Source organism: Arenicella chitinivorans (genome assembly GCF_014651515.1).
Taxonomy (GTDB): Bacteria; Pseudomonadota; Gammaproteobacteria; order Arenicellales; family Arenicellaceae; genus Arenicella; species Arenicella chitinivorans.
On record NZ_BMXA01000001.1, the window covers coordinates 471,829 to 489,518 of the forward strand.

The window sequence follows — 17,690 nt, forward strand, 5'->3', positions numbered from 1 at the left end:
ACGTCTCATGCATAGGCTGTGATTGTACCGCCACCCAAGCAACGTCGCTCATCATAGAACACCAGTGCTTGCCCTGGCGTCACTGCGCGCTGGGGTTGCAGGAAACGTACTTCGATTTCGTCGCCATCAATATGTGTCACTTCACAAGCTTGATCCTGTTGTCGGTATCGGGTTTTGGCCGTCACCGTTTGGCCAAGCGTCAGCGGTACACCGCTGACCCAGTCCAGTGTGTTAGCGGTCACGCGTGTGCTTAGCATTGCTGGGTGATCGTGTCCCTGTACCACGAGTAACTCGTTTTGCGCGACATCTTTTGCGGCCACATACCAGGCCTCGCCCGGCCCGCCGATATTCAGTCCCTGTCGTTGCCCCAGCGTATAATACATTAGCCCATCGTGTTGACCTACGGTATTGCCGTCAACGCCAACCATGCGGCCGGGATTAGGTTTAAGGTAGGTGCTAAGAAAGTCTTTAAAGCGCCGTTCACCAATGAAACAAATTCCGGTACTGTCTTTCTTATTGTGTGTGACGAAACCCTGTTCATCGGCAATAGCACGAACCTCAGGTTTTGTGATCTCGCCCAAAGGAAACAAGCTCTTGGTTAGCTGCGCCTGTTGTAAGGTGTAGAGGAAGTAGCTCTGGTCTTTATTGGTATCGGCGCCACGAAGCAGTAAGGCTTGTTCGCCGTCTTGGCCTTTAGCAACATAGTGGCCGGTGGCAATGTAGTCCGCGCCTAACGCTTCCGCTTGCAGCAAGAACTCCTTAAACTTTATCTCTTTATTGCAAAGGATATCGGGATTGGGTGTGCGTCCGGCCTGGTATTCATGTAGAAAATGCTCAAACACGTTTTCCCAGTATTCGTGCGCGAAGTTTACCTCATGTAACTTGATCCCAAGTCGCTCACAGACTTGGGCTGCGTCTTTTAGATCCTCGGCCGCGGCACAATACTCCGGCGTGTCGTCTTCCTCCCAGTTTTTCATGAACATACCAGTTACCTGGTAACCCTGTTGTTGTAGCAGGTAGGCAGTAACGGAGGAGTCGACGCCGCCGGACATGCCGACGACCACATGGGTTTCGTGTGCGGGTTTTACTTCGGTGTTCATAGCTCTCTCAGTATGTCCAGCGGGTAGTGGTGACCTGCCAAATAATCGTTGACGCACCCAAGCACCAGCTGACTGCGGAGCTGCGTGTGGTGGCGCAATTCGTCGACCGACATCCAGTGCGTGCGAAGGATGTCGGGATCCAATTCGTACGCAGGATCAATCTCACTCACGGTGCCGGTAAAGGTGTAACGAATATAAGTTTTACCGTTCGCTGCTTCTAGGCGATACAGGCCGACCAGAGCACGGGGCGTGAAGTGACGGCAGGTTTCTTCTAGTGTTTCTCGAATCACTGCGTCGATCAGCGATTCGCCAGGTTCCAGGTGCCCTGCAGGCTGGTTGAATACAATCTCACCACTGGACTTGGCGCGTTCTTCGACTAGCAGGAAGCGGCCTTGGTGCTCGCACACAGCGGCAACGGTGACATCTGGCGTCCACATGGTCATTGAGCTTGAAGGAATGGTAGTTGCGAATTGGCGAGGCAGTGAAAGTACATAATAAAACCGTTTTTTACGACTATAGTGTGAGGGTTAAGCATAGGTTTTACAATGCCGAGTGTTGGATTTTGTGATATCCTTGCGCCACTTTTTTGCAACGCCGGTTTGACTTGTCGGTCAGAGCTTACCAGTCAGACTTAGGTGCAGGGCAGTCACTATGATTGCCCATTGGGCGACCGCAGAGCCTCTGCATGGACGGTGACTTAGCCGCAGAGCCTACGACCGCTTTTCCTCCACAACCTTCTATCATGACTTTAAGCGAGAAGAAACGATAATGAGTAACGCAGAATCCAAGATTTTTTACACGCTGACTGATGAAGCGCCAGCCTTAGCTACCCGCTCGTTGCTGCCTATATTTCAGACCTTTGCCTCTGCCTGTGACGTCGATATCGACACCAAAGATATTTCTTTAGCGGGTCGTATTCTCGCCAACTTCAGCCACTACTTGAAGCCTGAACAGCGCGTACCCGACGCGCTTGCCGAGTTGGGTGAATTGGTTCTCCAGCCAAGTGCGAATGTAATCAAGACGCCAAACATTTCAGCGTCGATTCCACAAATTCGTGCGGCCGTCGCTGAATTGCAAGCGAAAGGCTTTGCGATTCCTGATTTGCCAGATGATCCGCAAACTGAAGAAGAGATCGAGATTCGTGCGATCTACGAACGAGTAAAAGGCAGTAACGTAAACCCGGTTATTCGCGAAGGTAACTCAGATCGTCGTGCGCCTGCTGCGGTGAAAAATTATGCACGTCAAAATCCGCATTCTATGGGCGAGTGGTTGCCGAGTTCAAAGTCGCACGTGTCGACCATGAACGGTGGTGATTTTCGCTCCAGCGAACGTTCAATGACCTTGCGCAAAGCCTGTTCGGTCAAAATTGAGTTCACCGACAAGTACGGTAATAAGACAGTCAAACAAGATGGTATAGAGCTGTTAAAGGGCGAAGTAATCGATGCCATGTTTATGAGCAAGAAAGCCTTGCGTAAGTTCTACGAGGAGCAGATTGAGGACGCTAAAAACAAAGGGGTTCTTTTTAGCTTGCACGTCAAAGCGACCATGATGAAGGTCTCACATCCGATTGTTTTTGGTCATGCGGTTACCGTGTTCTACAAAGATGTGTATGAGAAATACGCAACACTGTTCGAAGAGTTGAACGTGCAGCCAAACAACGGTTTGGGTAATCTGTACAATATCATCAAGCAGATTTCAGGCGATCTGCGCGAGAAAATCGAAGCGGACATCATGGCTTGCTATAAGGATCGCCCCGCAATCGCGATGGTGGATTCCGATAAAGGTATTTCGAATCTGCATGTGCCAAGCGACGTGATCGTGGACGCGTCCATGCCTGCGATGATTCGCAATTCCGGCAAAATGTGGAATATGGACGGCGAGTTACAAGACGCCAAAGCAGTGATTCCAGAGAGCACCTATGCGTATATCTATCAGGAAGTCATTGACTACTGTAAAGAGCACGGTGCCCTAGACCCGACTAAGATTGGTAGCGTGTCAAACGTGGGCTTGATGGCGCAGAAAGCCGAAGAATACGGTTCACACGACAAAACCTACGAAATGCAGTATGGCGGTTACATGCGTGTCATTGATGAAGCCGACGGCATGATACTGTTTGAACACGCAGTGGAAGAGGGCGATATCTGGCGTATGTGTCAGGTTAAAGATGCCCCGATTCAAGACTGGGTTAAACTGGCCGTGACACGTGCACGCAAAACCGGTTCTCCAGCCGTATTCTGGTTAGACAAGAATCGTCCGCATGAAGCGCAACTTATTATCAAGGTTAATGAGTACCTAAAAGACCACGACACAGAAGGCCTCACTATTCTGATTATGTCGCCGGCCGAAGCGACGCGTTACTCACTGGAAGTGATTAACGAAGGTAGAGATGTGATTTCTGTGACCGGCAATGTATTGCGTGATTATTTGACGGACTTGTTCCCGATTCTCGAAGTGGGCACCAGTGCCAAGATGTTATCCATCGTGCCATTGATGAACGGTGGTGGTTTGTTCGAAACTGGCGCTGGTGGCTCAGCACCAAAACACGTACAGCAGTTTGTTAAAGAAGGGCACTTGCGCTGGGATTCACTGGGTGAGTTTCTAGCCACGGCAGCCTCGTTTGAGCACTTGGCTGATGCGACGGATAATGCCAAAGCAGACGTGTTGGCAAAAACCTTGGACGCGGCGACGAGCAAGTTGTTGACTGAAGGTAAATCACCTTCGCGCAAAGTCAACGAGTTGGATAACCGTGGTAGTCATTACTATTTGGCGCTGTACTGGGCGGAAGCACTTGCCGCGCAGAATGATGACGCAGATCTGAAAACGAAATTTGCTGATTTGGCTAAACAGCTTGCTGATAACGAAGCTAAGATTGTCGAAGAGCTGAATGCCGCACAAGGTCATGAAGTCGATATTGATGGTTATTATTACCCGTCGGAAGAGAAAGCCAATGCGGCGATGCGGCCTAGTGAGACCTTGAATTCAATTCTAGCCGGCTTCACTGCGTAAGCGGTTTTAGCATGATGTTACTGGTGTGATCTGTCGTGCAGCTTACACCAGTGCGTCAGATTGCATGGCGACCTTAGCGGACGGTACACATTCTAAGCGATTCAAGTATAAAAAAAGCACGCACATTTGAAAGCAGTGCGTGCTTTTCAACGTTATTGAAGTAGTAGTTTATGAAGCGGCGCGGATTCGAGCAGCTTTAGGGCCTTTGTCTCCGTCTTCTAGTTCATATTCTACTTCTTGGCCTTCGTTCAGCGTTTTATACCCGTCCATTTCAATTTCCGAGTAATGTGCGAACACATCGTTGCCGCCTTCACTTGGTTCAATAAAGCCAAACCCTTTCGAAGAGTTAAACCATTTTACGGTTCCTCTAGTTGCCATCTTTTTTCCTCACTTTGGTAATAAACCCTGATATTAGCTTCAGGTATTTTTGCGAAGTACAGCGAGTCAATAGTCTTACTTAACTTCACAACGCACATCAAACTTTTTGTAATAATTTGACGCAGCAAGTAAACATCGTCGTTTAATAAAGGTCAAGCTTGGCCTATCATTTATCTGCATTAAATAGATCAATGTCTTACAAAAAGCGCTTGAAAAATCAATTCGAGAGCGCAAAATTAGAGAAGACTCTCGACGTGGCGCTTGTGCCAACCCCCGATAATCCATTATGAGTGACTTACCAGAACCAATAAATAACGATGAGCTTGCGCTCGAGACGGCCAAGCCGAAGCTAAAGCGACCACCGCTTTATCGAGTGCTGTTACTTAATGACGACTACACCACCATGGAGTTTGTTATCGAGGTGCTGCAGTCCATTTTTCATCACTCGGAAGAGAAAGCAGCTCAGATTATGATGCATGTGCATCAACGAGGCGCTGGCGTATGTGGTATCTATACACGAGAGATCGCAGAAACAAAAGTGGAGCAGGTGTTGCAGTATTCGCAGCAAAACCAGCATCCATTACAGTGCACGATGGAGCCGGATTCCGAGCCGGACGGCGAATAAACAGTGCGGACTGGCAGTTGTCCCCAATTTTAGTGGTAACCGGAGTAATACATGATATCGAAAGACCTTGAAAAATCGCTCAATCTTGCAGTGCAGATGGCGCATGAAGCTCGGCATGAATTTGTTACCACAGAGCACCTGTTGCTGGCGTTATTGGAAAACACGTCAGCCTTAGCCGTATTGCAGGCTTGTGATGCCAACATTGATCAGTTGCGGTCGGATCTCAAACTGCATCTGGTTGATCATCTGACCCAGGTGGACGAAGAACACGATGTGAAAACGCAACCGAGTATCGGCTTTCAGCGTGTGCTGCAGCGAGCAATCGTGCACGTTCAAAGTTCAGGTAAGTCGCAGGTGGAAGGTGAAAATGTACTGGTCGCGATGTTTTCAGAGCAAGATTCGTACGCCGCCTATTACCTCGACAAGCAAAATGTGACACGTTTTGATGCGGTGTCGTATATTTCACATGGCATAAGCAAGCAGGATACCAATCCGGAAGGTTTACCGTATCCGGAAGATCAAACGGAGCAGGCAGCGGAGCAGAAAGAAGGCCCGCTAGATGCCTACACGGTAAATTTGAATGCGCGTGCAGCGGATGGCCTAATCGACCCCTTGATTGGGCGAGAGAAGGAGGTCGAGCGGACTATTCAGATTCTATCTCGTCGACGCAAGAATAACCCATTGTACGTGGGGGAAGCTGGTGTGGGTAAGACCGCGATTGCTGAAGGGCTGGCGAAAAAAATTGTTGAAGAAGAGGTCCCTGAGGTGTTGGCTGATGCGGTGGTGTATTCACTCGACCTCGGTGCCTTGTTAGCCGGAACTAAGTATCGTGGGGACTTTGAGAAGCGATTGAAGGCGGTGCTTAAAGCGCTGGCGAATGAACACCATGCGATCTTGTTTATCGATGAGATTCACACCATTATTGGTGCCGGTGCGGCGTCAGGTGGTGCCATGGACGCATCCAACCTGCTAAAGCCGGCGCTTTCCAGTGGTGAGCTAAAATGCATTGGTTCCACCACGTACCAAGAGTACCGTGGCATCTTTGAGAAAGATCGTGCGCTTTCACGGCGCTTTCAAAAGATCGATGTTGAGCAGCCCACGGTGCAGGAAACAGTGCAGATTCTGCGCGGATTAAAAACCCGGTTTGAGGAACACCATGAGGTAACGTATACCGCTGAAGCCTTGACGTTGGCTGCCGAATTGGCCGAACGTTATATTAATGAACGGTTTTTACCCGACAAAGCCATCGACGTGATTGATGAAGCGGGAGCGCGTACGCGTTTGTTTGAACGTAAAGAAGGTGAGATCCCCGTTATCGACACCGAACAAATAGAAGAAGTGGTGTCGTTCATAGCACGCATCCCACCAAAAAATGTGTCGGCCTCAGACGTCGATGCACTCAAAAATCTTGAGCGTGATCTCAAGCTGGTTGTGTTTGGTCAGGATCAGGCGATTAGCACCTTAGCGTCGGCGATTAAAATGTCACGCTCAGGTCTGGGTAAGCCTGAAAAGCCAATTGGTTCGTTTTTGTTTTCTGGCCCGACTGGGGTAGGTAAGACCGAGGTCACACGCCAGCTCGCAATGACGTTGGGCGTTGAATTGATTCGCTTTGATATGTCTGAGTATATGGAGCGGCATACGGTGTCGCGTCTGCTGGGCGCACCGCCAGGGTACGTTGGCTTTGATCAAGGCGGGCTGCTAACGGATGAAATCAATAAGCATCCGCACGCCGTTTTGCTGTTAGATGAAATCGAAAAAGCCCACCCAGACGTATTTAACTTGTTATTGCAAGTTATGGATCATGGAACATTGACGGATAACAATGGCCGCAAGGCAGACTTTCGCAATGTGATCATCGTGATGACCACCAATGCTGGCGCGGTCGAAGTAGCTCGCAATTCGGTAGGCTTTACCAAGCAGGACAATGCGATAGATGATGTGGCGGCAATAAATAAGTTATTTACTCCAGAGTTTCGCAATCGACTGGACGCGGTAGTGCGTTTTTCCGGTTTGAGTAAAGAGGTTATTCATAAGATCGTGGATAAAGAATTGCTTGAGGTGGAGCGCTTGTTACTCGAGAAAAATGTACAGTTACAGGTGGACGAGCCGGCTCGTAATTGGATGGCCGAGCATGGTTATGACCCAACGATGGGAGCACGGCCTTTGGGGCGTCTAATTCAGGAGGAAGTGAAACGCGCACTGGCTGACGAATTGCTATTTGGTGAATTGCAACACGGTGGTCAGGTTAAGATTAGCGTGGGCGACGATGGATTGGAGTTTGATCTCAGTGGAGCGACACCGAGCCGCGACCAGAAACCCCTGGCATTACACTAATATTACGATTTAGCCCCGCAGCGGCGCATCTTGTGACGGTGGCGGGGCTTGGCGCTTTCAACGGCTGGGTGGCTTAGTCCGTGTGTGCCCGAAGCCAGCCGCCATCAAACTAGTTATGCTATGCGTCGCGCTCGAGCTGTTCGACGTCGAAAGTGATGGTGCGTGATTTGCGTGACTCCTGTATCCGTAATGGCAGAAACTGATCGTCTGGAGAAAGCCAGAAAGTAACGGTTCGTCCGGGGCGCAATTCACGTTCAAGCACGACTTTCACCACGTCTTTCTTGCCCACTGCGGTCTCAATTGTTTCCGTTTCCTTGCTGCGAAGTTTGTATCCGCGTATGCGTTTAGAACGGCCATCGACGACATAGGTGCTTTGGTCAGCAAAGCCTTCACCTTTCAGTAATGCCGCCGCAAACCAGAACATGCAGTTATCAAACAGTAAGCCGTCTGGCATGTCGAGCGAATCACCAGAATCAAAGTTCACCTTACGATCATGCCAGTCGTAGTCGACCTGATAGTCAGTTTTTCCAACCCGTCCACCACGGTAGGTTTTGGTTACTGCTTGCCCGTTTGCTATTTCGAATTCACAGGCTTCTTGCCGATTGCTGCCGATAATAATAGCGGCCATGCCTTGCGCCTTGGTAACCGACTCAATGACATACCCATTATCGGATTGCGTCAGGCTCGTTTCAACCTGCCCCAGCGTGGCGTTGCCGAACCGAGAGCTGTTCATCTTGATTGTGTAGCTGATGGACGTGTCTTCAAGCGGACTAGAATGAGCAGGTTGCGGCATGACGAAAAACGCGGCCAGCACCGCGACGCAAAAGGTGACTAATTTTGGCAAAATAGATGATGCGCGGATTGGTTATTAACGCGCTCTACGCTAACTCAGAGGTCAAAGGTTTGCAACTGCTGGTCAGAGGTTTCACCATCCAGTAATACTTTGCCATTGTGTTGTGAAAGTCGTTGCTCGGCGAACCACCGCGCCGCCAGCGGGTAGAGTTGGTGTTCTATTTTATGGATGCGCTGTTGCAGCTGGTCGGCATTGTCGTCCGAGCGAATTTTGAGCCGGCCTTGCAGAATGATCGGGCCGGCATCGACCTCGGGTACCACAAAGTGAATGGACGCACCATGCCAGGTGTCCCCGGCATCGAGCGCCCGTTGGTGCGTATTGGTGCCAGGGTACTTAGGCAGTAGCGACGGGTGAATGTTAATCAGGCGGTGACGAAAATGGTTAACAAAATCTGCGGTCAGAATCCGCATAAATCCGGCCAGAATAACCAAGTCCGGGGTTGCCGCGTCAATCGCTCGCTGCAGCGCCCGATCAAAATCATCGCGTGAGGGGTAAGCTTTGTGGTTGACCACTAGCGTGTCGATCCCGGCACGTGTGGCGCGCTCAAGACCAAAAGCCTCAGGCTTATTGCTGATAACCAGTGCAATATCCAGAGGCAGCTGGCCTGCCTCAATCTGATCAATAAACGCTTGCAGATTGCTGCCGCCGCCAGAAATTAATACAACCGCTTTACAGCGCGCAGGAGTATTTATCATGGGTGTTTAGACGATTTGAATCTGCGGATCTTTGGCGCCAGCGCGGATATCGCCGAGCAAGAAGGCGATTTCTCCGGCTGCGTTAAGGTGTGCAATTGCTTCGTCTGCGTGCTCGGGTTTCACCACCAAGATCATGCCTACACCACAGTTAAAGGTGCGGTACATCTCCTGTTGTTCTATATTGGCTGTTTCCTGTAGCCAGCGAAACAGTGCAGGCCATTCCCAAGCAGATTCCTGTACGACCGCGTGGCAGTCTTGCGGCAAAACCCGATTCAGGTTGCCAGGGATGCCGCCGCCAGTGATGTGTGCCAGTGCATTAACCGGGATGGATTTCATCAGCGATAACACTGGGCGAACGTAGATGCGTGTTGGAGCCAGAACTAGCTCGCTGAGCGCTTTGCCGTCCAGTTGCGTGTCAAGCGGTACTTGGTAGGTATCAATTACTTTACGTATCAGCGAATACCCGTTGGAGTGTGCTCCCGATGAAGCCAGACCAATTAGTACGTCGCCACTGGCCACTTTCGAGCCATCAATAATTTCCGATTTCTCGACCGCGCCGACGCAAAAACCAGCCAGATCGTATTCGCCCGCTTGGTACATGCCGGGCATCTCTGCCGTTTCGCCACCAATCAAGGCAGCATTCGCCTGTACACAGCCTTCGCCGATGCCCGTGACGACTTGCGCAGCGATTTCTGGCGTTAGCTTGCCGGTCGCAAAATAGTCTAAGAAGAACAGTGGTTCCGCGCCCTGCACCAGTACGTCGTTGACACACATGGCAACCAGATCAATGCCGATGGTGTCATGCTTGTTAAGATCGAACGCCAATTTCAACTTAGTGCCAACGCCATCGGTGCCGGACACCAAAATGGGTTCCTCGTAACCTTTTGGAATCTGAAACAGCGCGCCGAAGCCGCCGAGCCCGCTTAAGCTGCCTTCGCGTTGTGTGCGCTTGGCAACGGGTTTGATAACATCAATAAACGCATCTCCGGCGTCAATGTCGACACCAGCATCGCGATAACTTAAAGAATCGGGTTTATCAGATTGAGACACGATTTCGTTCTCCGGTTACGGTTGCAGCCTGGAGGCGATGCCTCCCATCATAGGGGCGCTATTGTAGCGGTTTCACTAACGGTTGTGTATCGAATAAAACGCGGAGATAATTGATACTTCGTCTGTGCAAAGGCGCCAGAATCGTATTACGCTAATGATCTATATTCCAAACCTGTTAACGCTTGCTCGCATCGGCCTGGTGCCGTGGTTGTTGGTGTTGTTACAAGAATCAGAATTCGGCTGGTCACTGGCCGTATTTGTGATTGCAGGCATTACCGATGGCTTGGATGGTTATATCGCCAAGCGTTTCAATGCTCGCAGCAAGCTCGGTGCAATATTGGACCCCGTGGCGGACAAAGCCTTGCTCGTCAGCGCGTATGTCATGCTGTCGGTGATGGGGCTGATTCCGTTCTGGTTGATGGTTGCTGTGGTGTTTCGTGATGTGGTGATAGTCGGCGGTTACCTAATCATGGTGTTGTTCTTTGGCGCAGTTCAGATGCAGCCCTTGAAAATCAGCAAATTGAACACATTCTTTCAGATCAGTTACATTGGTCTGGCGTTATGCGCACTTGCTTGGCAGTTGCAACTAAGTACATTGATCCACTGGGTTGGGTATTTGGTGCTCGTTACCAGCGTGGTGAGTGGTTTGGCGTATGTTTATATCTGGTCGGTTAAAGCGACCAACCGTATTGAGGAGTCTCATCTGTAATGGTGTCTACCGAGACGGCATCGGGTCAGCTTGCGCTGGCGATTGCTGCACAGGATAAAGCTAGTTTCGATAATTTCTGGACTGGAAGTAACACAGAGCTCGTTAAGGCATTGCAAGCCATGACCGGGGTAGAGGGCGCGCGCGTGACCTATTTATATGGTCCGCCAGGCGCCGGAAAGAGTCACTTGCTATTCGCCACGCTGCGTATGGCCGAACGTGGTAAACAGCCCGGCAGTTTTCAGCCATTATCGAATCCGCACGTCAGCGCCGAAATGCTAGAGATGGTGGATCCGGCACAACTTGTTTGTCTCGACGATGTGCACCTTTGGAGCGGGGACGCAGTGAAAGAGCGGGCATTATTTGCCTTATTCGAACGGATCAAACACGCTGGTGGACGGTTATTGGTCACCGCGGCGCAGCCACCCGAGAAAAGCGGCTTCGGGTTGCGTGATCTGGTGAGCCGTTTGTCAAGCGGACTTATCTACCCCTTGCATGAGCTGAATGATACGCAAATGCTGGCAGCTTTGTCGCTGCGTGCTGAGCAAAGAGGTTTGTCAGTTACAACGGATGTATTCAAATACTTGTTGAGCCGAATGTCACGAGATACGACGGCAATTTTTGGGGTGTTGGATGATATTGATCGCGCCTCACTGGCGGAGCAGCGCCGTGTCACAATTCCGTTCATTCAACAACTGCTAAAGCGCGCAGAAGACGAACCAAACTAAGCTGAATTGGCTAACTTGACCGCGAGTGTGGCGATGCGTTTGCCCAGCGCGAGGCTGAGTGTTTTTTCTTCATCTGAAATTGGGCGCGAATTACTCGGTCCAGCAACATGGCTGGCACCATAAGGTGTGCCACCAGACTCAGTGTTCGACAATGCGGATTCGGTAAACGGAATGCCAGTGATGAGCATGCCATGATGCATGAGTGGAATAATCATGGATAACAACGTGGCTTCCTGACCGCCGTGCATCGACGAGGACGAGGTGAACACGCCAGCTGGCTTGCCTGCCAGCGTGCCATTCACCCAGAGGCTTGAGGTTCCGTCTAAAAAATGCTTCAGTGCGGCAGTCATATTGCCAAAGCGGGTCGGACTCCCGATGATCAATGCGTCGCATTCGAGCAAATCCTGTGGTGCCACACAGAGGTCGCCTGACTCTCGAACGGGAGCGGGCTGATCGTCGGTGCCGACCGGTGGCACCATTCGTAGTACTGCCTGGCAGTGGTTCACCGACTCGACCCCGCGCGCGATCAGGCGCGCCATCTTCTGGGTTGAGCCGAGGCGTGTATCGTAGACAATCAGGATGTTCATGGAAGAATTTCGAGTACTGCTTCCGGTGGCCGTCCAAGTGCAATCCGGTCACCGGCAACCACGATTGGGCGTTCGATTAACTTTGGATGCGTGATCATGGCGTCAATTAATTGATTGCGTGTCAGTGTGTCATTGTTGAGTCCCAGCTCCTTGTATTCCGCTTCGTTCCTGCGCATTAGCTGACGCGGTTCCATGTCGAGTCCACGCAGGATGCTGTCCAGCTCTTGGTGCGACGGCGGGGTATCAAGGTACTTTACAATCTCTGGTTGAATCCCGCGTTCGGTGAGCAGTTCCAGTGTTTGTCGGGACTTGGAACATCTTGGGTTATGATAGATAACAATTTTCATACGGATTTAGATGGATAGCTGATTCATGGCTGATTATTGGTTAAAGAAAGTGCTAATTCAACTCTGGGAAGTCCCCATCGCGGTGATTCGTCGCTTTGGCACGGATCGATTGCTTCGGCATGCAGCGGCACTGGCATTTAGCTCTTTGTTGGCTCTGGCACCGATGGCCGCAATTGTCTTCTCTTTGTTCTCGCTGTTTTCAGGGTTTGAAGAAATGGCCGTTAATCTCGAGAACTTTATTTATCAGTTTCTGCTGCCAACAGCGGGGAATGAGCTGAAGTCGTATTTTGCTGAGTTTGCAGATCAGGCTGGCAAACTCACTTTGTTTGGACTGTTCTTCTTTCTGCTCACTGCGTTAATTTTGCTTGCCAGTATTGAACAGTCATTTAACGATATCTGGCGGGTCGACAAAGGGCGCCCATTCGCTGCCCGCTTGACCGTCTACTGGGCGATGCTGTCGCTGGGCCCTTTTTTGATGGGGGGCAGTTTAACCTTGTCGACGTATTTATTGTCAATGTCGATCGGAAACTCGGGCGAATTGCATTCAATGGGGCTGAGTATCCTGCCGTTTGTATTGCAGGTCTTGGCGTTCCTAATGTTGTACTTGATTATGCCAAACGTGCGTGTCAGTACTGTGCATGCGCTCACCGGTGCTTTGGTGGCGGCCGTGTTGTTTGAAGTGACCAAGGGTCTATTCTCACGCTATATTGCCAACTATGCTGATTACGATGTGGTCTACGGCGCGCTGTCGACGTTACCCATTCTATTGGTCTGGGTGTATTTATCTTGGGTTGTGACGCTGATTGGCGCAGAACTGGTTGCCGTGTTGCAGGAGCGACACTTGCTTGAGATCGAGGTTGGTGACTTATTTCACTCAGCGGAGAGTGCGCCAGTCGAAGAGTCTGAAAATTGAGTCTAATTTAATGGTGCGCCGGACGGAAGCCCCGTCCCAATGTCGTTAACCGCCATTTCTGCCGTCGGTAGGCGTCGTGAATACCGATCTGACTTGAACTCCCATTGTCGTGCCAGGCGACCGAGTACCTTACGCGGATATTTTTGGCGACCCAAAGACCCGTTGTACGCAGCGAGTGCATCTTCTAGCTTCGTATGTTTATTCATGTAGTGTCGCAAAATTGCGCAGCCATAACGTAGACTAACCAATGGGTTGTATAGGTCATCATCGGGTCGACCGTATACATCTTTCCAAAATGGCATTATCTGCATAAGCCCCTGTGCGCCCGCATTCGACAGGGCATAACGGTCAAAATTGCTCTCGATGTCGATCACGGCGAGAACCAGTTGCGGGTCCAGGCCGGCTGCGTGGGCCTCACTGTGAACGGCTTTGAGTAAACGAATACGGTAAAACGGGTTCGGAATGCGCTGTACCAGCTTGTCAGACATGGTGGACAACCAGACCAAGGAATCCAGGTCGGTGCGTTGTTCATGCACGTCCTGTGTCGCTTGCTGCAAAGCTTGAATCAACGCTGGGTCCGTTGTTTCGACGCGCGCGGGTTCGACACGGAAAGTGTCAGCTTGTGCGAGCGGGATCTGCCCAGAATTGACGATGACCACTGTCGCGATGAGCCCAAACAAGCGCCATGCGAGTCGCGACGCATACTTGAGTGCTGTGCGGATCAGCTCGATATTTTCTGTTTTTATTCTAAGCACTGCTACCCCTAGCATGATGCTACCCCTACCAATTAAGCCTAGTCTTTTAGCATACGATCCAGCAAAAACTCAACGATGCCATTTTGTGGCACGTCTTCTGCGGTGTCTTTACGTCGGTTTTTATATTCGATAGTGCCGTTTGCCAAACTTTTGTCACCAACGACCACGCGATGCGGAACCCCGATCAAATCCGCATCAGCGAACATAATGCCGGGCCGTTCATTGCGGTCGTCTAATAACACTTCCATGCCATGTTGTTGCATGGTGCTATACAGTTCATCGCAGGTGGTTTTGACAGCGTCGGACTTGTGATACCCGATTGGCGTGATGACCAGTTGGAATGGGGCCATACTATCAGGCCAAAGTATGCCGCGTGCATCATGGTTTTGTTCGATCGCCGATGCGACGATGCGAGAGACGCCGATGCCGTAACAACCCATGGGCATTACCACCGCTTTGCCGTTATTGTCGAGGCAGGTCGCGTTCATCGCTTCACTGTACTTGGTGCCAAGTTGAAAAATATGGCCGACTTCAATGCCGCGCGTGATGGACAATTGATCTTCTTCGTTATTGTGATCAGCTCGTGCACACTGATCGCCGGCCACGACAGAGCGTAAATCGAAAACCTCTGGTTCAGCACAGTCGCGACCCCAATTGACGCCCGTAAAGTGAACACCATCTTGGTTTGCACCGCAGACAAAATCCGCGAGGTTGGCTGCGGAGCGGTCCGCCACCACGGGGACGGCGAGCTCGACCACGCCGATCGAGCCAGGCGCACAGCCAATGGTTTGTTTGATTTCATCATCCGTAGCCCAGACCAGAGGGTCGGCGACCAGCGGATGCTTCTGCGCTTTAATTTCGTTTAACTCGTGATCTCCACGTAGTACCAATGCGACGAGCCCACCTTCTGCGCCTTGGACCAGTAGTGTTTTGACGGTATTGGATGCGTTTATATCAAGAAAGCGTGAGACCTGATCGATGGTCGTTTGATCTGGCGTGTCAACCTTGGTCAGCGCGTGCGCCGCTTCTGGTCGCGGCCCGCCGACTGCCAACGCTTCCGCCAGCTCGACGTTCGCCGCATATTCATATTTGTCACACACAGCGATGGCGTCTTCACCGGAGTCTGCTAGCACGTGAAATTCGTGCGATGCGTTGCCTCCAATGCTGCCGGTGTCGGCTTCGACGGCGCGAAAATGCAATCCCAATCGTGTGAAAATTCGACTGTAAGTGTCAAACATTAAGTCGTATGTTTGTCCTAGGCTGTCGGAATCCAGATGAAATGAATACGCGTCTTTCATGATGAACTCACGCGCGCGCATGACGCCGAAGCGTGGTCGACGTTCATCTCGGAATTTGGTTTGAATCTGATAAAAATTCGCAGGCAATTGCTTGTAGCTGCGGATCTCATTGCTGATCAGAGACGTAATCACTTCTTCGTGTGTTGGGCCTAGGCAAAAGTCACGATTGTGTCGATCCTGCATGCGCAGCAATTCACCACCATATTGCTCCCAGCGACCGCTCTCTTGCCATAATTCGGCCGGTTGAACCGTGGGCATTAATACTTCCTGCGCCCCAGCACGGTCCATTTCTTCCCGCACAATGTTTTCAACTTTACGTAAAACACGCAATCCAACGGGCAACCAATTGTAGATTCCGGCCGCCACTTTACGGATCATGCCCGCACGCAACATGAGTTGATGGCTGATGACCTCGGCGTCGGCCGGGGTTTCTTTTAAGGTGGAAAGTAAAAAATTGCTGGTTCGCATGTCGTCTAAAAGCGTATTTGGAAAAAATAAGTCGGTGCGGATCACAGAGGATACATCACAGGGAACCGTTGATTTTAATTTAAATGGTGATAAAAATCAGGCGTTTCGACCTGATATTTAATGCGCTGCGCAGCCTTTTTGATGGATAGGCATAAATACTGCACAGTCGCGCTAGTGATGCCTAATCTTGGCGAGGTTTGCTAAACTACAGGGCGTCTGAGGCTAGAGTCCTTCAGTCGTCAATTTCACTACGCTAAAAGTACTATGACTACTATAAAACAAGAAGATTTGATCGCCAGTGTGGCCGATGCGCTGCAGTTTATCTCCTACTATCATCCCAAGGATTTTATTGACGCGATGCACGATGCGTATTTGAAGGAAGAGTCGCAGGCCGCGAAAGACGCCATCGCGCAGATTCTAATTAACTCCAAGATGTGCGCTGAAGGCCGACGTCCGATTTGTCAGGATACGGGTATTGTGACCGTCTTTGCGAAGATTGGGATGGACGTTAGCTGGGATGCTGAGCTGTCCGTGACCGATATGATCAATGAAGGGGTACGACAAGCGTATCAGCATCCAGACAACGTCTTGCGTGCGTCAATCCTGGCTGATCCTTTAGGTGCACGTAAGAACACCGGCGACAACACGCCGGCGGTTATTCACTACGAAGTGGTTGAAGGCGACAAAGTCGAGATTGATGTCGCTGCCAAAGGTGGTGGTTCTGAAAATAAATCGAAGATGGTGATGTTGAACCCGAGTGACGACCTAGTGGATTGGGTGCTCAAAACGTTGCCGACTATGGGTGCAGGGTGGTGTCCACCAGGCATGCTGGGTATTGGTGTCGGTGGCACTGCCGAGAAGTCTGCGGTATTGGCGAAAGAAGTCCTTATGGAGCCAATTGATATTCATGAACTGATCGCCCGTGGACCACAATCACGATTGGAAGAACTGCGCATCGAGATATTCGAGAAAGCCAATCAGTTGGGTATTGGTGCGCAAGGCCTGGGTGGTTTGACCACTGTGCTGGACGTAAAAATTAAGGACTACCCGACTCATGCTGCGTCAAAGCCGGTGACTATGATTCCAAACTGTGCGGCCACACGCCACGCGCACTTTGTACTGGACGGCAGCGGTCCGTCTTTACAAACCCCGCCAGATCTAAGCGACTGGCCGAGCATTACATGGGATGCGGGGCCAAGCGCCCGTCATGTCAACCTGGATACCGTTACAAAAGCCGATATGCTGGAATGGCAACCGGGGGAAACACTGCTCTTGTCTGGCAAGCTTCTAACCGGCCGAGACGCAGCGCATAAACGCATTCAGTCGCTGCTGGACAGTGGTGAAGGTCTGCCAGACGGCGTCGATTTTACCAATCGCTTTATTTACTACGTTGGCCCGGTTGACGCAGTACGTGATGAAGCAGTCGGTCCAGCCGGTCCAACCACAGCAACGCGCATGGACAAATTTACCGATATGATGCTTGAACAGACAGGCTTGATCGGTATGGTTGGAAAGGCAGAGCGTGGCCCAGCAACGGTTGACTCCATCGCCAAGCACCAATCCGTGTACCTAATGGCAGTCGGTGGCGCAGCGTATCTGGTATCTAAAGCGATTACGGACGCCAAAGTAATCGCGTTTCCAGAACTGGGCATGGAGGCCATTCATGAGTTTACGGTCAAGGACATGCCCGTGACAGTGGCAGTTGATACGCGCGGCGAAGCGGTACATACCACTGGCCCGGCCAAATGGAAGAGTATTATTTCAGACCGTATAAAGGTTGAAGTTGCCTAGGCGCTGAGACGAAGGAAGCTTCAGCATAGGAAAATACCTGACGGCCTCATGGTGAG

17 protein-coding genes are annotated in these 17,690 nt (G+C 50.9%); 7 read left to right on the plus strand and 10 right to left on the minus strand.

Going from position 1 to position 17,690, the window contains the following annotated elements:
• Positions 1-5 precede the first annotated feature (5 nt).
• Both mnmA and IE055_RS02130 read right to left on the minus strand, forming a co-directional pair.
• A complete protein-coding gene (gene mnmA / locus IE055_RS02125; protein WP_189398352.1) occupies positions 6-1,100 on the minus strand; it encodes a tRNA 2-thiouridine(34) synthase MnmA in 1,095 nt (364 codons plus the stop codon).
• Positions 1,097-1,537: an NUDIX hydrolase gene (locus IE055_RS02130; RefSeq protein ID WP_229794078.1), complete on the minus strand. Its 441-nt coding sequence runs from the start codon at positions 1,535-1,537 to the stop codon at positions 1,097-1,099. Before IE055_RS02130 ends, mnmA begins: the two co-directional genes overlap by 4 nt.
• A gap of 331 nt (positions 1,538-1,868) precedes the next feature.
• Between IE055_RS02130 and IE055_RS02135 the strand changes: the two genes are divergently transcribed.
• Entirely contained in the window at positions 1,869-4,106 is a 2,238-nt protein-coding gene (locus IE055_RS02135; RefSeq protein WP_189398354.1) for an NADP-dependent isocitrate dehydrogenase, read from the plus strand.
• A 168-nt stretch (positions 4,107-4,274) separates the two neighbouring features.
• Here IE055_RS02135 and IE055_RS02140 read toward each other — a convergent pair whose 3' ends face one another.
• A complete protein-coding gene (locus IE055_RS02140; protein WP_189398355.1) occupies positions 4,275-4,484 on the minus strand; it encodes a cold-shock protein in 210 nt (69 codons plus the stop codon).
• A 286-nt stretch (positions 4,485-4,770) separates the two neighbouring features.
• Here IE055_RS02140 and clpS point away from each other — a divergent pair, with 286 nt between their 5' ends.
• Both clpS and clpA read left to right on the plus strand, forming a co-directional pair.
• Entirely contained in the window at positions 4,771-5,109 is a 339-nt protein-coding gene (gene clpS, locus IE055_RS02145) for an ATP-dependent Clp protease adapter ClpS (RefSeq protein ID WP_189398356.1), read from the plus strand.
• Positions 5,110-5,160: 51 nt separating this feature from the next.
• On the plus strand, positions 5,161-7,443 hold the full coding sequence (gene clpA, locus IE055_RS02150; protein WP_189398357.1) for an ATP-dependent Clp protease ATP-binding subunit ClpA: 2,283 nt from the start codon (positions 5,161-5,163) through the stop codon (positions 7,441-7,443).
• A gap of 118 nt (positions 7,444-7,561) precedes the next feature.
• Here clpA and IE055_RS02155 read toward each other — a convergent pair whose 3' ends face one another.
• From IE055_RS02155 to purM, 3 genes are all read right to left on the minus strand, one after another.
• A complete protein-coding gene (locus IE055_RS02155; RefSeq protein WP_189398358.1) occupies positions 7,562-8,176 on the minus strand; it encodes a DUF3108 domain-containing protein in 615 nt (204 codons plus the stop codon).
• Between the two features lie 155 nt (positions 8,177-8,331).
• A complete protein-coding gene (gene purN / locus IE055_RS02160; RefSeq protein WP_189398359.1) occupies positions 8,332-8,991 on the minus strand; it encodes a phosphoribosylglycinamide formyltransferase in 660 nt (219 codons plus the stop codon).
• Between the two features lie 6 nt (positions 8,992-8,997).
• Positions 8,998-10,041, minus strand: a complete 1,044-nt coding sequence (gene purM / locus IE055_RS02165; protein ID WP_189398360.1) for a phosphoribosylformylglycinamidine cyclo-ligase — start codon at positions 10,039-10,041, stop codon at positions 8,998-9,000.
• Positions 10,042-10,195: 154 nt separating this feature from the next.
• Here purM and IE055_RS02170 point away from each other — a divergent pair, with 154 nt between their 5' ends.
• Complete coding sequence (locus tag IE055_RS02170; protein ID WP_189398361.1) at positions 10,196-10,750, plus strand: CDP-alcohol phosphatidyltransferase family protein; 555 nt, start codon at positions 10,196-10,198, stop codon at positions 10,748-10,750.
• The gene (gene hda / locus IE055_RS02175) at positions 10,750-11,475 is read left to right on the plus strand and encodes a DnaA regulatory inactivator Hda (protein WP_189398362.1); all 726 of its coding nucleotides are present in this window, start codon (positions 10,750-10,752) and stop codon (positions 11,473-11,475) included. Before IE055_RS02170 ends, hda begins: the two co-directional genes overlap by 1 nt.
• Here the strand turns inward: hda and wrbA are convergent.
• A complete protein-coding gene (gene wrbA, locus IE055_RS02180) occupies positions 11,472-12,062 on the minus strand; it encodes an NAD(P)H:quinone oxidoreductase (protein WP_189398363.1) in 591 nt (196 codons plus the stop codon). The two genes, hda and wrbA, sit on opposite strands and share 4 nt — an antisense overlap.
• Entirely contained in the window at positions 12,059-12,409 is a 351-nt protein-coding gene (gene arsC / locus IE055_RS02185; RefSeq protein WP_189398364.1) for an arsenate reductase (glutaredoxin), read from the minus strand. Before arsC ends, wrbA begins: the two co-directional genes overlap by 4 nt.
• A 25-nt stretch (positions 12,410-12,434) precedes the next feature.
• Here arsC and IE055_RS02190 point away from each other — a divergent pair, with 25 nt between their 5' ends.
• A complete protein-coding gene (locus IE055_RS02190) occupies positions 12,435-13,322 on the plus strand; it encodes a YihY family inner membrane protein (protein ID WP_189398365.1) in 888 nt (295 codons plus the stop codon).
• 2 nt (positions 13,323-13,324) lie between these two features.
• Here the strand turns inward: IE055_RS02190 and IE055_RS17790 are convergent, their stop codons facing one another.
• The gene (locus tag IE055_RS17790) at positions 13,325-14,092 is read right to left on the minus strand and encodes a lytic transglycosylase domain-containing protein (protein WP_229794079.1); all 768 of its coding nucleotides are present in this window, start codon (positions 14,090-14,092) and stop codon (positions 13,325-13,327) included.
• Positions 14,093-14,115: 23 nt separating this feature from the next.
• Complete coding sequence (locus IE055_RS02200) at positions 14,116-15,843, minus strand: proline--tRNA ligase (protein ID WP_189398366.1); 1,728 nt, start codon at positions 15,841-15,843, stop codon at positions 14,116-14,118.
• 264 nt (positions 15,844-16,107) lie between these two features.
• Between IE055_RS02200 and IE055_RS02205 the strand changes: the two genes are divergently transcribed.
• Positions 16,108-17,634 (plus strand): fumarate hydratase, encoded by a 1,527-nt coding sequence (locus tag IE055_RS02205; RefSeq protein ID WP_189398367.1) that lies wholly within the window; start codon positions 16,108-16,110, stop codon positions 17,632-17,634.
• Positions 17,635-17,690 lie beyond the last annotated feature (56 nt).

Bases quoted from the DNA above. Each gene is read 5' to 3' on its own strand.
- mnmA (WP_189398352.1), bottom strand. From the start codon at position 1,100: ATGAACACCGAAGTAAAACCCGCACACGAAACCCATGTGGTCGTCGGC.
- IE055_RS02130 (WP_229794078.1), bottom strand. From the start codon at position 1,537: ATGTGGACGCCAGATGTCACCGTTGCCGCTGTGTGCGAGCACCAAGGC.
- IE055_RS02135 (WP_189398354.1), top strand. From the start codon at position 1,869: ATGAGTAACGCAGAATCCAAGATTTTTTACACGCTGACTGATGAAGCG.
- IE055_RS02140 (WP_189398355.1), bottom strand. From the start codon at position 4,484: ATGGCAACTAGAGGAACCGTAAAATGGTTTAACTCTTCGAAAGGGTTT.
- clpS (WP_189398356.1), top strand. From the start codon at position 4,771: ATGAGTGACTTACCAGAACCAATAAATAACGATGAGCTTGCGCTCGAG.
- clpA (WP_189398357.1), top strand. From the start codon at position 5,161: ATGATATCGAAAGACCTTGAAAAATCGCTCAATCTTGCAGTGCAGATG.
- IE055_RS02155 (WP_189398358.1), bottom strand. From the start codon at position 8,176: ATGAACAGCTCTCGGTTCGGCAACGCCACGCTGGGGCAGGTTGAAACG.
- purN (WP_189398359.1), bottom strand. From the start codon at position 8,991: ATGATAAATACTCCTGCGCGCTGTAAAGCGGTTGTATTAATTTCTGGC.
- IE055_RS02170 (WP_189398361.1), top strand. From the start codon at position 10,196: ATGATCTATATTCCAAACCTGTTAACGCTTGCTCGCATCGGCCTGGTG.
- hda (WP_189398362.1), top strand. From the start codon at position 10,750: ATGGTGTCTACCGAGACGGCATCGGGTCAGCTTGCGCTGGCGATTGCT.
- wrbA (WP_189398363.1), bottom strand. From the start codon at position 12,062: ATGAACATCCTGATTGTCTACGATACACGCCTCGGCTCAACCCAGAAG.
- arsC (WP_189398364.1), bottom strand. From the start codon at position 12,409: ATGAAAATTGTTATCTATCATAACCCAAGATGTTCCAAGTCCCGACAA.
- IE055_RS02190 (WP_189398365.1), top strand. From the start codon at position 12,435: ATGGCTGATTATTGGTTAAAGAAAGTGCTAATTCAACTCTGGGAAGTC.
- IE055_RS17790 (WP_229794079.1), bottom strand. From the start codon at position 14,092: ATGCTAGGGGTAGCAGTGCTTAGAATAAAAACAGAAAATATCGAGCTG.
- IE055_RS02200 (WP_189398366.1), bottom strand. From the start codon at position 15,843: ATGCGAACCAGCAATTTTTTACTTTCCACCTTAAAAGAAACCCCGGCC.
- IE055_RS02205 (WP_189398367.1), top strand. From the start codon at position 16,108: ATGACTACTATAAAACAAGAAGATTTGATCGCCAGTGTGGCCGATGCG.